Annotated in this window: 19 protein-coding genes; 18 read left to right on the top strand and 1 reads right to left on the bottom strand. The window is 28.0% G+C overall.

Features of this window, described 5'->3' with window-relative positions; all coding sequences use genetic code 11:
* Positions 1-211: 211 nt before the first annotated feature.
* Positions 212-2,857, bottom strand: a complete 2,646-nt coding sequence (locus tag ACA135_RS04700) for an Ig-like domain repeat protein (RefSeq protein WP_409197614.1) — start codon at positions 2,855-2,857, stop codon at positions 212-214.
* A gap of 558 nt (positions 2,858-3,415) precedes the next feature.
* On the opposite strand from ACA135_RS04700, the gene ACA135_RS04695 reads away from it, so the two are divergent.
* The 18 genes from ACA135_RS04695 to ACA135_RS04610 are packed head-to-tail and all read left to right on the top strand — an operon-like array spanning position 3,416 to position 14,469.
* The gene (locus tag ACA135_RS04695) at positions 3,416-3,736 is read left to right on the top strand and encodes an energy-converting hydrogenase A subunit A EhaA (RefSeq protein ID WP_409197613.1); all 321 of its coding nucleotides are present in this window, start codon (positions 3,416-3,418) and stop codon (positions 3,734-3,736) included.
* Positions 3,736-4,239: a hypothetical protein gene (locus ACA135_RS04690; protein ID WP_409197612.1), complete on the top strand. Its 504-nt coding sequence runs from the start codon at positions 3,736-3,738 to the stop codon at positions 4,237-4,239. Before ACA135_RS04695 ends, ACA135_RS04690 begins: the two co-directional genes overlap by 1 nt.
* A gap of 28 nt (positions 4,240-4,267) precedes the next feature.
* Positions 4,268-4,540, top strand: a complete 273-nt coding sequence (locus ACA135_RS04685) for a DUF2109 domain-containing protein (protein WP_409197611.1) — start codon at positions 4,268-4,270, stop codon at positions 4,538-4,540.
* A gap of 12 nt (positions 4,541-4,552) precedes the next feature.
* Entirely contained in the window at positions 4,553-4,822 is a 270-nt protein-coding gene (locus ACA135_RS04680; protein WP_409197610.1) for a DUF2108 domain-containing protein, read from the top strand.
* Positions 4,823-4,824: 2 nt separating this feature from the next.
* Positions 4,825-5,085: an EhaE family protein gene (locus tag ACA135_RS04675; protein WP_409197609.1), complete on the top strand. Its 261-nt coding sequence runs from the start codon at positions 4,825-4,827 to the stop codon at positions 5,083-5,085.
* Positions 5,082-5,675, top strand: coding sequence for an EhaF family protein (locus ACA135_RS04670; protein WP_409197608.1), 594 nt, complete (start codon positions 5,082-5,084; stop codon positions 5,673-5,675). The genes ACA135_RS04675 and ACA135_RS04670 overlap by 4 nt, the downstream gene beginning before the upstream one ends.
* Positions 5,676-6,347: an EhaG family protein gene (locus ACA135_RS04665; protein WP_409197607.1), complete on the top strand. Its 672-nt coding sequence runs from the start codon at positions 5,676-5,678 to the stop codon at positions 6,345-6,347. It begins immediately after the preceding gene.
* A gap of 16 nt (positions 6,348-6,363) precedes the next feature.
* Positions 6,364-7,044 (top strand): hypothetical protein, encoded by a 681-nt coding sequence (locus ACA135_RS04660; protein WP_409197606.1) that lies wholly within the window; start codon positions 6,364-6,366, stop codon positions 7,042-7,044.
* Positions 7,045-7,054: 10 nt separating this feature from the next.
* Positions 7,055-7,264, top strand: a complete 210-nt coding sequence (locus ACA135_RS04655; RefSeq protein WP_409197605.1) for a DUF788 domain-containing protein — start codon at positions 7,055-7,057, stop codon at positions 7,262-7,264.
* A gap of 36 nt (positions 7,265-7,300) precedes the next feature.
* A complete protein-coding gene (locus ACA135_RS04650; protein ID WP_409197604.1) occupies positions 7,301-8,161 on the top strand; it encodes a respiratory chain complex I subunit 1 family protein in 861 nt (286 codons plus the stop codon).
* A gap of 44 nt (positions 8,162-8,205) precedes the next feature.
* Complete coding sequence (locus ACA135_RS04645) at positions 8,206-8,475, top strand: hypothetical protein (protein WP_409197603.1); 270 nt, start codon at positions 8,206-8,208, stop codon at positions 8,473-8,475.
* A gap of 13 nt (positions 8,476-8,488) precedes the next feature.
* Positions 8,489-8,818 carry an energy-converting hydrogenase subunit EhaL family protein gene (locus ACA135_RS04640; RefSeq protein WP_409197602.1) on the top strand — a complete coding sequence of 110 codons (330 nt, stop codon included), beginning with the start codon at positions 8,489-8,491 and terminating at the stop codon, positions 8,816-8,818.
* Between the two features lie 49 nt (positions 8,819-8,867).
* A complete protein-coding gene (locus tag ACA135_RS04635; protein WP_409197601.1) occupies positions 8,868-9,260 on the top strand; it encodes a DUF1959 family protein in 393 nt (130 codons plus the stop codon).
* 38 nt (positions 9,261-9,298) lie between these two features.
* The gene (locus tag ACA135_RS04630) at positions 9,299-9,754 is read left to right on the top strand and encodes an NADH-quinone oxidoreductase subunit B family protein (protein ID WP_409197600.1); all 456 of its coding nucleotides are present in this window, start codon (positions 9,299-9,301) and stop codon (positions 9,752-9,754) included.
* A 30-nt stretch (positions 9,755-9,784) separates the two neighbouring features.
* Entirely contained in the window at positions 9,785-10,900 is a 1,116-nt protein-coding gene (locus tag ACA135_RS04625; protein WP_409197599.1) for a nickel-dependent hydrogenase large subunit, read from the top strand.
* A gap of 41 nt (positions 10,901-10,941) precedes the next feature.
* Complete coding sequence (locus ACA135_RS04620) at positions 10,942-12,003, top strand: 4Fe-4S binding protein (RefSeq protein ID WP_409197598.1); 1,062 nt, start codon at positions 10,942-10,944, stop codon at positions 12,001-12,003.
* Complete coding sequence (locus ACA135_RS04615) at positions 12,004-13,368, top strand: 4Fe-4S binding protein (protein WP_409197597.1); 1,365 nt, start codon at positions 12,004-12,006, stop codon at positions 13,366-13,368.
* A 39-nt stretch (positions 13,369-13,407) separates the two neighbouring features.
* A complete protein-coding gene (locus ACA135_RS04610) occupies positions 13,408-14,469 on the top strand; it encodes an HAD hydrolase family protein (RefSeq protein ID WP_409197596.1) in 1,062 nt (353 codons plus the stop codon).
* Positions 14,470-14,490 lie beyond the last annotated feature (21 nt).

The raw sequence follows: 14,490 nt of genomic DNA, 5'->3' as shown, positions 1-14,490 counted from the left end.
TTATTAATATTATTGATTAATTTATAAAAATTTTAGAAAACAGAAGATGATAAAATATGATTAAAGATTATATAAATTCTTGCATCTCATTAACATAATGATTTACTTATACCTAATTTTACATTATAATAAAAATGAATAATTATATTGCAGTTTACTGAAAAAGAGTTTATAAAAAAATGTAAAATAAGAAAAAAAATTAAAATTTTAATTATAAAACGGATATGGTGTTAAATGCAGTTGATGACTGATACTTATTATTACCTTCATAACTACAATGAACAGTGTATTCTCCTTTAAATAAGTTAATAGCTAATTGATATTCACCATTTACATCAGTAGTAACCCAATAAGTTTTACTTTGACCATTAATATTTGAAAGTTTTAAAGCAATATGTTGACCGATAAGAGGATTATTATTATAATCTTTTAAACATCCTGTGAAATTATCTCCTGCACTATAAGGTTCTTTGAATGTATTAGCACTTAAAATTGTGCTATTAAGGTTACTTGATTCCTTTTGCACAGTTATACTATTTGTATCCTTACTAGAAGTATAAACTTTTGAACCAGAATATGAAGATTCTACGGTATAATGGCCGGGATATAAATTAATTTCAAGATTTGCATAACCCTTAATATCAGTTGAAGACCAATAAGTTTTACTTTGACCATTAGTATTTGAAAGTTTTAAAGCAATGTGTTGGCCAACAATTGGTTTGCTCTCATTATCAATTAATCTAACAGTAAAATTCCCACTATTACCATATGTTCCAATAAAATCATCTCCAATTAAATTGGTACTATTTTTATCACTAATAATATAATCATTTACAGTAACAGTCATTGTATCCTCAGAGGGATTATAAAAATTATTACCTGTATATTTAGCTAGAATAGTGTAAGTTCCAGGATAATTTGGAGTCCAACTATATTCAGAAACACCATTATTAACATTACTACTACCTAAATAATTGTTATTCACATAAAAACTTACAGATCCATTATAAACAGTATTGTAAGAATTAGTACTTACAGTATTTATTAGAGTAGTAAGATTTCCAGGATAAATGAGATTAGAATTAGATAAAGATAAATTAGATAAAGTATTTAGCACTTTGACAGTTTTAATATCAACATTTAAATTTAAAACTTGATTATCAACTTTAACATTAATAGTAGTAGGATGATTTTTAACTCCGGTGTAACTAACAGTAGCACTATCAAGTAAACTAGTAGTATCACTACTGAAACTTCCAATATTATTTGTTGAAGAGAAAAATGCAGTACGTGAAGGAATACTTTTAGCTAAAGTAACAAGATTACCATTTACAGAATACTTATTAAGATAAGCAGTTATAATTGAATATTCATTTGGGATAGTGGAACCAGCACTAGGGGATAAAGTTAAAATAACTGGATAATTAGTATTAACAGTAGATCCCTTAATTCCAGTTGCACCTTTATTATTTCCCCACCAATTATATTGGGCATAAACACGGCTAGTTTTACTCATTGTTTCACTATTATCTATATTAATTTTATTCCCATAAATTACATTAAAATGGAGATTAACAGTATTAGTTAAAATATTCTCACTATAAGAACCTTCAGAATTTGAAATTCCACCATTATTATCAGTAATAATACATTGTTCAATATTTGCAATTGATGTAATACCTGTATAAGTATTTCCATTAGAAATTGCTTCACCTGCATTATCTGTTATTTCACAATTTGAAACTGTAATTTTACTATTACCAAAACCATTACCATAATTACTTATACCACCGGCTTTATTATTAAAAATTTTTGAATTACTAATAACCATTAAACCTGCAACATTATTTATTGTATTATAGTAATGTCCATCAACATAATCATTATTATAAGTAAATTCACAATTATTTATACTTGAACCAATATTGTAGTTATTAATATTATTGATTGATGAACTACCTGGTGCTGAATTTTCATAAAATCTAGAAGATTCTACTCCCATTCCTTTACCAAAATTATAAATTGCCCCACCAAAAACTCGAGCAGAATTACTATTAAAATTAGTAGAAACGATATTTAAAGTTCCAGTATTATAAATAGCTCCCCCATTAACATCTGCATAATTATCTTCAAAAGTACAATCATTAATATTTACTGTAGGATAATAATTATAACTTTTATCGGCATTAGTGTAATCATATTCATCATAATCGTTATTTATGATTGTTAAAGCCCCTCCATAATCTCCTGCATTATTATTATTAAAATAACAATTAATGAAATTAACAGTACTATCTAAACTTATAAGAATAGATCCATATTCGTTAACACCACTATTAATAAAGTTTATATTCTTAAAAGTAACTGTAATATGTTTCATAGTACCATAAAAAGTTCCAATTTTAAAAATACTTGCAGAATTACTAGCATCAATAGTATGTCCATTTCCATCAATAGTTATACTCCAACTTATAGGAATACCTTTTTGATATTCTCCTTCAAAATTATAATCATCTAAGAAATATTTATCATACTTGTAGTCTTGGTATAAATTAATATAACTTTTACCATAAATTGTATTATACAAATTAGCAAAATTACCACTGGAACTAGATAAATTAGGATAATTATTGGTATTTGATAGATTATTTAAAGAATCTTTTTGACTTAATCCAATATTCTTATTTGTGCACTGAATTAAATCATTATTTTCAACATTATTTGAATCTTCACTAATGGAAGATTCATTTTCACTTAAAATTTGATTATTATTAACATTAACTTCATTAATAGTATTATAATTATTTAAATCAGAACAATTGTCTGTTAAATTTGATTCAGCAGAAACTGAACCCATAAAAATTATAATACAAAAAATTAGCAGTAATGAAAATTTATATTTTATTCTCATTTTTTTATCAAACCTTTTTTTTAATTAAATTGACACCCTATTTAACTCTAAAAAAATTTTTAAAATAAATTTTTAAGAGATAAAAATCAATCTATAAAACTTAATTAATAAATTTTTATATTTGATTTTAAGCTAAATATTTAATTAATAAATTTTTAAATTAAATTAATGGATAATATTCTTTTTTTAGGGGGATGGAAATTTAGTTTAACTTTAAAAAATTTATTAATAGCCTATTTTTTTAAATTATTTAACACTATTGGGGGGGGCTTAAAATCATATTGAATTTGTAAAGAATTAATGTAAAAAAAATAGTACCTTTCCACAATATAATTATTAAGAATTTTATTTTATAAAAAATCAGAAAAATATTTTATGAAAATTTATTTTTATAATATTAAATAATTTAAATTTTTGTTAAAAAATTTTCTTTATTATTTAAATAATTTTTGGCTTTAATATAAGACATAATTTATTTATATACTAAATTATATAATAGGAATCATGTTTATTCAAGGTAATGAAATATATTTATTTTCTGGTTACTTAATCACAATAATAGTGTCAGTAATCATTGCTAAAGGATTAGGATTGTCTTGGTTACCTAGTAAACCCGTTAGATACTCATTTGATGTGAGTGCAATCTTCCCAACTCCTATTATAAGTATGGGTCTTTTAGCAATATTTTATAGGCTTGGATATGTATGGATTTATCATGGAATCGTTTTAGCAGTTTTAATTGGTGTTATTTCTGCAGTATTTACAAAATACTTTTTCTTTTACTTATTCCCTAAACCTCCAGAAACACAGGAGGTTCTAGAATAATGAATATATTCATAGGAATAATTTTTGCGACAATAATCTCTTTAATTAATTTTATTATTGTAGATACTTATTTCGGATTACCAGAACAACCTGGAGTAAAAGGAGCAGATATAGTAGGTCATGATATACAAGAACGTAAAGGTGACTTAGCTGGTGGATTTTTCCAAGGAAACATTTTATGTTCACCAGATGCATCTGCAGGAACATTAATAAGTTCTATAGCAATAATGGTTTGTGGATTTCAAGGAGGATTAATTGCAGCATTAATAGTCTTTATAGGAAACAGATTATGTGCAGATCCTGGTTATGCTGGAACAACTGGTACATTAACAATGACTGTTTTAATTTTCATATTTTCAACATTTATTGGAATAACACCAGAAATGTTTATATGTGGAGCAGTGATAGCTATACTTCTAATTCAAGGCTTATATCATAAATACTCTAGTAAATTCCTTGGTAAAATAGCTAAAAAAATGAATAGATACACAGATGAATTATAAAAAAAGGAATATGTGGTTGTAGAAAATAATGGCAAATGAATTATACATTTCAATCATAGGTATAATAATTATATTAATGGCATTACGCTCACTTGTTACAAATAATCGAGTTGAAAAATTATTATACTTAAATGTTGTAGATTTCGGTATAACTGCAATAATTGCATTATATGCTCAATCAATGTTTGGTTTTATTGTAGCTGCAACATTCTTTATTACAAGTACATTAAGTAGTAATGCAATAGCATATTCACTTAAAAAATTAGATAATGAAATAATCTTAGATAATGAGGATGGATAAGAGGAATAAATAATGAATCCTTTAAACTTTATTGATATAACAAGTATAGCTGTAATATTATTATTAGTTGGAACTATTGGAGTTATACTATTAAAAAAACCATTAGATAAATTAATCATGTTATCTTTATTAGATGCAGGATTTTTCCTTGCAATGGTTGCATTCCAATACTTAGATATTGCTTTCTTAGTTGCATTATTAAGTCCATTATCTATCATTGTATTTTTATTATCTATAATTAAAGTCGATGAGATTAGACATCGAAATTTGGAGGGAACATAAAAATGTTTGATCTTCAAATTTGGTTTTATTTAGGAATTGTTTTATGTATTGTTGGTAGTTTAGCTGTTGTTTGGGGTCCAGGAGTTAAAGATCCTATTGTAAGAACAATTAACACTGAAGTTCCTAGTATTGGTGTTAGTTTAATATTTTTAAGTTATAATCATACAATTGCAATAATAACTTTTATAGCTACAACTATGATAATTACACTTGTATTATTCCGGGCTATTACTCGTTTAGAAGAATTGGGGGCTGATGTATGAAGATAGGAAATCTTTGGAATCAACTTGCTAAGCCGAAAAATATTCCAAGATTATTTGCTATAATCATGGCATTATTTTTACTTATAGGATTTTTTGTACCAATGGCTTTAAATGAGAATCAATTATATACTCGTCCTGCACCCCAAGTTCAAGTAGATGCAGGATTACCTTTAGCTCCTTATGATCGTGGAGGACAAGTACTTGGAGAAACTGGAATTGTTCATGCCCAATATCCGGCTAATAGTCCGGAAATCGGTATGGTAACGGCGTATATGACTCCTATAAGTCAGTATGTTAGTACTATTAGTAAATACTTTGGTACATCCATATATTCCTCTCCAGGTGGGTTAATTGATGAAATATTGTATTATACTCGTGGTTTTGATACAATATTAGAATCTAGTATTCTTATGATGGCTTTTATTATAGCTTCATGGTTAGCTTTAAATTTCACTATGAATCATAAAAATGATGAAGAAGTTATTAAAGAAGATGTGAAAAAGGCTATTAATTCAGGAGATAATTTATCTTCTCAAGTTAACGAAAATAATCGTAAAGCACATGAACAACAAAATTGGAGGGATAATTAAATGGTTTATATTCCTACTACAGTCTCTCCAATAGTTATTAATATGTATTTACCTGCAGTTTACACTGCACTTATTATAGCATTTATTGGATTAACTGGAATAGCTATTGAAAAACGAGATATTCAAGTTTTAATTTTAACTGATATTGTTGGATTAGCTATGCTTTTAGTTGTCGGTGCTTTAGGTACAGATCTAGCTGAAGCATTGGTCCTTCCAGGATTTACTGTAGAGTTAGCTGAAACTTTAGCTATTAGTGAAATTCTTCTTTCACGTGAAATGCATAAAATGGATAAGAAAGCATCATTTTTACCTTTACCATTAACTGCTGATTTTGAGATTATGACTACAGCCCCTAACTTTATCTCATTAATTTTAATAGGTTATGGTGTATGGTTAAGTGGATTTACTGGTGGGGTTATAGCTGGTTCTGGAATTGTATTTTATATTTTCTGTAGAAAAGCTAGAGGTTTACCAATTCGAGTAATTAATGGTCTTAGTGGTATTAGTGGTGTTGCTTGGACTTTATGGATTATAGGTTTCTGTATTTTCTTTGCATTACCTAAATTATGGTTATTAGCATTATTACTATCTGCATTTGGTTTACTCTTAAAAGTTGCAAGTAAGATGGGATTAATAGGTACTCTTATGCGAGAAGAGTATAATAGGAAATAAGTGAGATGAAAAGGATATGATTATTGAAAGTTTAGGTGGAAATATTTTAGGAACAATACCTTTAGGGGATATTGTCTTTTATATCAATCCATTTCATTTATTTATGTTTGTAGTTATAATATTATTCACAGTTTTAATTGCTTTTAGTCGTCCTGAAACACAAGTTGAAGCTAGTTTTGGTAAATTAGAGGATACTCGTGTTGGTGTTGGTTTATCTGAATTTAAGCAACGAAGGTTCTTAGCAATTATTTGTGGTATTGCGACTGCAGGTGCTATGATTACAGGAGATTTATATAATTTTACTTTATTCATGGCATTAGTGGGTATTGTTAATATTGGTATTGTGTCTGCTGTAAAACAAGTAAGTGTATTAGATGCAGCTTATCAATATGGGATTATAGCTACTTTATGTAGTTTACCTTTATTTGGTGGGGCTTGTTTAATTCTTGCAAGTACAGGTACATTAAGTTTATTAGTAATATCTCAAATGACTTATACTACTCCAATGATGATATTTGGTGCATTGTTAATGTTTATTGGAGTTTGTGGTGAAACTGGTATTGCACCATTTTTCGCTACTAAAGCTGAAATGTTTCGAACTCCAGGATCACCATTTATACTTATAATACATTTAAGTAGTTTATTTATAATGATTAGAGCAATAGAAATATTATTAATAGTAATTAAAGTTATTTAAGGTGGAAATTATGGATAAAATTAGAATAATGGGTTATATAATTTGTGTAGCATCTTTATTAGGTATAATCATTGGATTTTTCACATCTGAATATCTTACAATTGCTTTAGCAATTATTTGCATACCATTATTCATATTTTCATTTGGTTTAATTAATATGGCTAAACCTAAAAAAGACGAAGTGGAGGAAAGAGTAGAAGAACCATTTACAGGGTATTAATTTAAATGGTTTTCTAAATTTTTAGGGTGAATGATAATGAATTTAATGCTAAATATTATAGTAAATATCTTAGTGGCTTTTCTCTTTGGAAGTTTACTTTTAGGATTACATAGGAAGGTTATGGCACGTGTTCAGCTTAGGCCAGGCCCTCCAATTGTACAAGATTTAATCCATAGTATCAAATTTTTCTTTAAGGAAACTAGTTTTCCAAAAACTGCTACATATCCATTGTATATAGGGATTGTTGTAATATTTTCTGCAGTGTGGGTAACTGGTGTAATTGAAGGGCCTGTTCTTAAAGGATCACTTTTAATAATATTTGGTATTTATGCAGTTCATAAAATCGTTGAGCATAATGCGGGAAGTAGTAGTGGTTCTCCTTATGGTAAACTTAGTTGTGTGAGAGCAGTTTTCTCTGCAGCAGCAGAATTACCATTATTCGCGGTTCTTGCATTGATTTTCTTAAAAACTGGGACTTTAAATATTTCTAGTTTAATTAGTTATCAATCAATTCATGGTCCTTTAATATTATCAATGCCTCTTGCAGCTATAATGTTTTTAACTTTAATTTTAAGTAAAGCACCGTATAATCCTTTTTGTATTACTAAGGCTAAGGATTTAGTTACAGGTTTTGAAACTGAACATTTTGGTGTGTTAAGAGGACTTATAATGTTTACAGATTCTGTTGCATGGTATATGCTTTTATGGGTATTCCTTGTTGTGTTCTGTGGGCCTATAGGTTTATTAGGTTTAATTATTGGAATGATAATTATTACTGTTATAATGGGTTTTATAAGTGCAGTAACACCAATGTTAAATCCAAATCATTCAGTTATGACTCAAATTTCAATTGCAATTGTTTGTACTTTAGGTACAGTTTTAATGTTAATAATTTAATTATAAAAAAAATATAGTATTGGTAAAAAAGGGATAGGATAAAGATGAAAGAAGAACAAGATTTTTTATTACTAGCATCAATTGTAGCCTTAGGGATTACATTATGCTCAGCTTTAATATGTATCTTCCAAGGACAATATGGTATAATATCAGGTGTGCCTTTAGTATTCATAGGTTGTCTCTTTTTCCCATTAATGTATAAGAGTAATACTGATAAAGTTTCTCACTTTAATGAGAATTTAGAGAAAATAATGTTCTTTGTAACAATTATAATTGTTGCAATATCATTTTTATACATGTATAAGGTAATGTAGAGGTTAAAGAAAAATGGATGTAACATTTTTATTATTATACTTATTAACTTTCATTATAGGTTCCGTCTTAGGATTACTTGTAAGTTATAAGAAGCATGGAGAAATATATATTATCCAAAAAATAGATATTGTAGCATTAATTGCAGCAATTATAGGTTGGGTATTATTATTTAATTTTGCATTATTTTCAAAAACATTATCTGTATTAATAATAGCCATATCATTACTTTTAATAGGTTTTGTTATGGGAATGAGACCAGGTTATGGTAGGAAAGAAACTGTAATAGGAATAATCGTTGCAGGGATAATCTGGATAATTACAAATTACATATTCATAATATAAAATTAATAATAAATTCATTAAATAAAGGATGGGGAGTTGATTAAGGATTATGGCAAATGATGATAAGTTGTTGCGTCAATTGAAAATGAGAGAAATAGAATCTTATCAATGGCAAAAAGATGTAATTGGTCCTTTAAGTGAAGAATTCCAAGTATCCATTGATGAAATAAATGATTTATTCGTAAATAATTTAGATATGAGTAATATTAATAATTTACATGCAACCTTTCAATCTGCTAATCATGAAGAAATTTTACTAAAATTATATTCAGATTTACACCTTAAATGGTTTATAGAAGTTTTAGAAATGATTACAGTTGAACAAGGAGATAAAATTAGAGTTCCTTTATCTAAAAGAATAGTTGAAGGAGAAGATTATGATAAAGTATTGCAAGAAGGTAGGAACCAATTATTTGCAATTTTAAATAATAATATTGAGTAATATAATGAATTTTATTTTATAAAGGTAGTGAAAGTATAATGCTTAATAAGCTGAAGAACATTTTTAGGAAAACTTCAATTCATGTTTGTATAGTTAATTGTGGTGGGTGTAACGGTTGTGATGTGGAATTAGTTGCCGTAACTTCTCCTAGATATGATTTAGAACAATATGGAATATATCTTCAAAATAATCCTCGTGAAGCGGATATAATCTTATTAACTGGTGCAGTTACAGATCATTGGAAAGACAATTTAAGAAGAATATATACTAAAATGCCAGAACCAAAACTTGTAGTTGCAATAGGTAATTGTCCTCAATCAGGGGATGTTTTTAACCAAGAAGGAGGAACAGTTAATGCACCAGCTTCAGATTTCATACCTATAGCTGCTGAAGTACCAGGTTGTCCTCCAAGACCTAATGAAATATTAGAAGCCATATTAGCTGTTGCACCAGGTGCAATGGAAGCTAGAGCGAATGAAAAAGATGATGAATAAAATAAAAGTTTAAAAGGAGGGAATTTTCTCATGATATTACCAATTGGCCCAATACATCCAGGATTAAAAGAACCATTAAGATTAAAACTAAAAACTGAAGGGGAAAGAGTAATTGATGCTGAAATTGATTATGGTTATGTTCATCGTGGAATAGAAAAAATAATGGAAGGAAAAACTTGGCAAAAAGCTATCTATTTAGCAGAACGAGTCTGTGGAATTTGTTCATATGAACATACTCAAACATTTGCAGAAACAATAGAAAAGATTTGTGGAGTTCAAGCACCTTTAAGAGCACAATATTTACGTGTAATTACTAATGAATTAGATCGTGTACAATCACATTTATTAGCTAATTCAACATTCTTCAAAACAATGGATCATGAAACATTATATATGGATGTTTTAAGATTAAGAGAATATGCGATGGATGCAATCGAATTATTAACAGGTAACCGTGTAAATATGGGTTGGAATGTAATAGGTGGAGTTAGAATGGATGCTAAACAAGAACACTTAGATTCAATCCTAGAGAGACTATCCCATATAGAAGAAGACTTTGAAATACATAAAAGATTATTTGAAGAAGGACCATTAGTTGGTTTACGTTGTAAAGATGTTGGAGTAATGACAAGAGAAGAAGCAATAAAAGGCCGAGCAGTAGGTCCTATTGGTAGAGCAAGTGGATTGAAACATGATTACCGTGAACCACATCCAACATATCATGATTATTTTGATTTTAAACCAATATGGCGAAAAGAAGGAGATAATTTCGCAAGAACCATGAATCGTTACGATGAAGTAACTCAATCATTAGATCTTATACATCAAGCAATAGATAATATTCCAGAAGGGGATATAAGAATCCCTGTAGAAGTAGTTTCAGGTTATAAAGATTGGAGAAATGAAGCTCCTCGTGGAGAAGTAGCTTATATGATAGAAACCAATGGAAATCTTATAAAACATATAAGTATACGAACTCCAAGTATAATGAATATTGATTCATGTGAAAATTTCATGTTAAAAAGAGTAGCAACTGTTGCAGATGCAGTAACCACATATGCTTCAGTAGATCCATGTTTAGCATGTGCTGAACGAGTAGTAGTTGATGTGAATACTGGAAAAACAACAGTTAATGATTTGTTTTAAAAAGAATTTAATTAAAAAAATAAGTATTAAGGTATAATAAAATGACTTCTGTAATATGGTATTTATATGAATTTGCAAAAAAAGCATGGATAGAAGGTTTTGCAAATGCAAAATCTGATGAAGATATTGCAAAAAAACCAGACAGATTCAGAGATTTCCCAACAATAATAAAAGAAAATTGTATAGGTTGTGGATCATGCACAGCATCATGCCCATCACCTACAGCAATCAAACTTATAAGGGATACTGATTCAAAAACTGGTGAAGGATTAACATATCCAATATTCAATAAATCTGCATGTATTCGTTGTGGATTCTGTGCAGAAGTATGTCCAAGTGAACCTAAAACAATACACTGCGGAGAAAACCATAATATTCATGATGAATTCATAATCATACCTAGAGAAAAAATGTACATGATTGATGATTTTTTATGTATAAGTTGTGGGAAATGTCATGATATATGTCCAGTTAATGCAATTAACATTCAAAATGATTATTATAAAGTAAATCAACTTAAATGTATTAAATGTGGAAAATGCCAAGAGGTATGTCCAGTTAAAGGGGCAATGAAAGGAATTTACATTCATGACCTTGAAGAACAGAAAAAAGTTATCAATTTAGTGGTTAAAACCATAGAAAACTATGTAGATGATCATAAAGCAGATTTACTAAAATTACCACAAGGTAAACTTTTAAAATTGAAACTCCCTATATCTAATTTTTGGGATGAAGCATTATCCTACTTAAATGATGAAGATGAATGTTTCTATACTGTTGAAAATGCTGTAGATCGTTTAACAATTCGAATTATAACATGGGAATCTGATGAATGTAAAAAATGTCAAATGTGCATTCCAGATTGTCCAACAGAAGCAATAACATTTGATAAAGAAAAAGACACAATAGTAAGGGATAAAAATAAATGTTTAAGATGCAGTATATGTTATCAATCTTGTCCATTTGGAGTTATAAAATATTTCGTAGCTAAAAATCATTTAGATAAAGAAGAAAAAATTATTAATATAACATGCAAACCTTCAGATTTAGGTAATGATTTTAAACCAATTCAAAACAATGAAATTCAAGAGGAGGACAATTAAATGGAATCTTTAACAAAAACACCAAGACCTTTAAGAGATTTTGCTGTAGATTGGGAAATTGATTACAGTAAATGTATGTACTGTGAAGATAAACCATGTTTAAATGTTTGTCCTATTGAAGCAATTTCAATTGATAAAAAAACTAAAAATGTTACAATATCAGATTCTTGTTTTGGTTGTGTCTTATGTACTAATATTTGTCCTTATGATGCAATTAAAATAAATAAGAAATTAGCTGACCCTATCCGTGAAAATGCACCAAATATAAATACTAAATTATGTAGAGCTTGTGGGGCATGTGTACAAGCTTGTAAAACTGGAGCAATTCATTTAACTACTGAAGGTGATGGTGAATTTCATAGTGAAATTGATACTGATAAATGTATAGGTTGTGGTTTTTGTTTCAGATCATGTCCGGCTGATGCAATAAAATATGGTGAAATATTGCCTAAAGCTATAGAAGGTGGAAATGCCATAATTGTTCATCAAGATTCTTGTATTGGATGTATGACTTGTGTTAGAATATGTCCTTCAAAAGGAGCAATGAATGTAGGTACTAATAATCTTCCTTATATAAATCCTTCTTATTGTGCACGTTGTGAAGAATGTATGAGTGTTTGTCCTTCTAGTTCTATAAGTTACACTAATAGAGATGATGCTTTTGAAATATATAATAGATTAAAATCATTAGATTTATGTAAAGAAATTTTGGATAGGGACTCTTTAGCATTATCTGAAGATGTTATAGAAGTTGACACAGTTCTTGAAGAAATGAGTATGAAATTTGAGGATTTAAAAGGTAATGAAGTTGAAACCGCTTCAGATTCAGAATTCCTAAGAATTAATGTTACTGATACATTTAAAAATAATTTAAATTCTTATACTAATGAAGACATTACTGTTGATAGAGTATGTGATTTAGTGCAATTCTATCTACCTAATAGGAATATTAAAGTTAATGAAAACAATTGTATTGGTTGTGGATTATGTTTAGAAGTATGTCCTGTAAATGCAATTGAGGATAATTTACCTAATCCAATAATTATTGGAGAAAATTGTGTATATTGTGGTCAATGTGTGAAAGCTTGTAATTTCGATGCAATAAATTTAATTGAAGATTATTATGATGGAGATAAAGATAAATTATATTTCTGTAGACGAAATATTGAAGGTTTACGTGATGGAAAATTCACTATAGAATCAAATAATTGTCAAGCATGTGGAGTATGTGTTAATAAATGTCCTGTAGATGCTTTAAAATTAATAAATGATAATATTGAATGTGATTTGAGTAAGTGTATTAATTGTAGAGAATGTGAATCCATTTGTCCAGTTAATGCAATAAAAATTCATGTAACCCAATAAAAATATTTTATTAAATATGTTAAAACCTAAAATGGGGAGTTGAGAAAAATTTCTAGAAAATCATTTATAACAGATTGTGAGGGACCATTAACTTTAAATGATAATGCATTTGAAGTTGCAGAAAAATTCATACCTGAAGGTGGAAAATTTTTCAAAATTTTAAGTAAGTATGATGATTGTCTTGTAGAAGCTAATCATCCTGGATATCATGCTGGTGATACACTTAAATTAATAGCACCATTTTTTAAAGCATATGATGTAAATAATCAAGATTTAATAAATTATTCTAGAAAAAATGTTAATTTAGTTTATGGTGCAGATAATACTTTAAATTATGTGAAGGATAAAGTTCATTCATTTATTGTAAGTACAAGTTATGGTCAATATATACAAGCTTTATGTGATAATACTCATTTCCCTTATGATAACACTGTTCATACTCATTTAGATTTAGATAATATACCTATTAATGAAAAGGATAAACAAGAATTAAAAATATTTCATGATGATATACTAAAATTAAATCCTCAAGATATAGATCAATTTCATAAATTAGATCAAATTTTCTTTGACAAATTACCAAAAATGGATATTTATGATTTAGTAAAAACTGTTGATACTGTTGGTGGTGAAGGAAAAAGACAAGCCGTAAAAAGAATACTTAAACGTGAAGATTTACCTGCAAACAATTTAATGTATATGGGAGACAGTATAACAGATGTTGAGCCATTAGAATTTGCTAAAAAAAATGGTGGTCTTGCTATTGCATTTAATGGTAATTCTTATGCTATTGAAGCAGCAGATATAGCAATTATTAGTGATAATACTATTGTAACTTCTTTACTTGTAGATTTACATGCTCGTTACGATAATGATTATGTTCGTGAATTTGTCCAAAGATACTCTGAAAAAGGCCATGCAGAAGCATTTTTTATCATGTTAAATGATGAGGAATTAGTTGTTAAATTTGATAAGGAATATCAAAGAAAAACACTACCTTTAATAGAAATTATAACCGATGAAAATAGAGAATACTTAATCCAAGAAAGTATGAAAATGAGACAATCTATTCGAGGAACAGATATTGGTGGATTAGGTTAAAAAAGATTTAATAGAAGGTAA

Source organism: Methanobrevibacter acididurans (genome assembly GCF_046197875.1).
Taxonomy (GTDB): Archaea; Methanobacteriota; Methanobacteria; order Methanobacteriales; family Methanobacteriaceae; genus Methanobrevibacter_A; species Methanobrevibacter_A acididurans.
The sequence above is the reverse complement of the archived record's forward strand: the minus strand, read 5'-3'. Positions and strand labels throughout refer to the sequence as shown.

Coding starts and splice junctions, on each gene's coding strand:
- ACA135_RS04665 (WP_409197607.1), top strand. CDS start 5,676: ATGGTTTATATTCCTACTACAGTCTCTCCAATAGTTATTAATATGTAT.
- ACA135_RS04625 (WP_409197599.1), top strand. CDS start 9,785: ATGATATTACCAATTGGCCCAATACATCCAGGATTAAAAGAACCATTA.
- ACA135_RS04675 (WP_409197609.1), top strand. CDS start 4,825: ATGTTTGATCTTCAAATTTGGTTTTATTTAGGAATTGTTTTATGTATT.
- ACA135_RS04655 (WP_409197605.1), top strand. CDS start 7,055: ATGGATAAAATTAGAATAATGGGTTATATAATTTGTGTAGCATCTTTA.
- ACA135_RS04640 (WP_409197602.1), top strand. CDS start 8,489: ATGGATGTAACATTTTTATTATTATACTTATTAACTTTCATTATAGGT.
- ACA135_RS04615 (WP_409197597.1), top strand. CDS start 12,004: ATGGAATCTTTAACAAAAACACCAAGACCTTTAAGAGATTTTGCTGTA.
- ACA135_RS04700 (WP_409197614.1), bottom strand. CDS start 2,857: ATGGGTTCAGTTTCTGCTGAATCAAATTTAACAGACAATTGTTCTGAT.
- ACA135_RS04670 (WP_409197608.1), top strand. CDS start 5,082: ATGAAGATAGGAAATCTTTGGAATCAACTTGCTAAGCCGAAAAATATT.
- ACA135_RS04620 (WP_409197598.1), top strand. CDS start 10,942: ATGACTTCTGTAATATGGTATTTATATGAATTTGCAAAAAAAGCATGG.
- ACA135_RS04660 (WP_409197606.1), top strand. CDS start 6,364: ATGATTATTGAAAGTTTAGGTGGAAATATTTTAGGAACAATACCTTTA.
- ACA135_RS04685 (WP_409197611.1), top strand. CDS start 4,268: ATGGCAAATGAATTATACATTTCAATCATAGGTATAATAATTATATTA.
- ACA135_RS04650 (WP_409197604.1), top strand. CDS start 7,301: ATGAATTTAATGCTAAATATTATAGTAAATATCTTAGTGGCTTTTCTC.
- ACA135_RS04630 (WP_409197600.1), top strand. CDS start 9,299: ATGCTTAATAAGCTGAAGAACATTTTTAGGAAAACTTCAATTCATGTT.
- ACA135_RS04635 (WP_409197601.1), top strand. CDS start 8,868: ATGGCAAATGATGATAAGTTGTTGCGTCAATTGAAAATGAGAGAAATA.
- ACA135_RS04645 (WP_409197603.1), top strand. CDS start 8,206: ATGAAAGAAGAACAAGATTTTTTATTACTAGCATCAATTGTAGCCTTA.
- ACA135_RS04695 (WP_409197613.1), top strand. CDS start 3,416: ATGTTTATTCAAGGTAATGAAATATATTTATTTTCTGGTTACTTAATC.
- ACA135_RS04680 (WP_409197610.1), top strand. CDS start 4,553: ATGAATCCTTTAAACTTTATTGATATAACAAGTATAGCTGTAATATTA.
- ACA135_RS04690 (WP_409197612.1), top strand. CDS start 3,736: ATGAATATATTCATAGGAATAATTTTTGCGACAATAATCTCTTTAATT.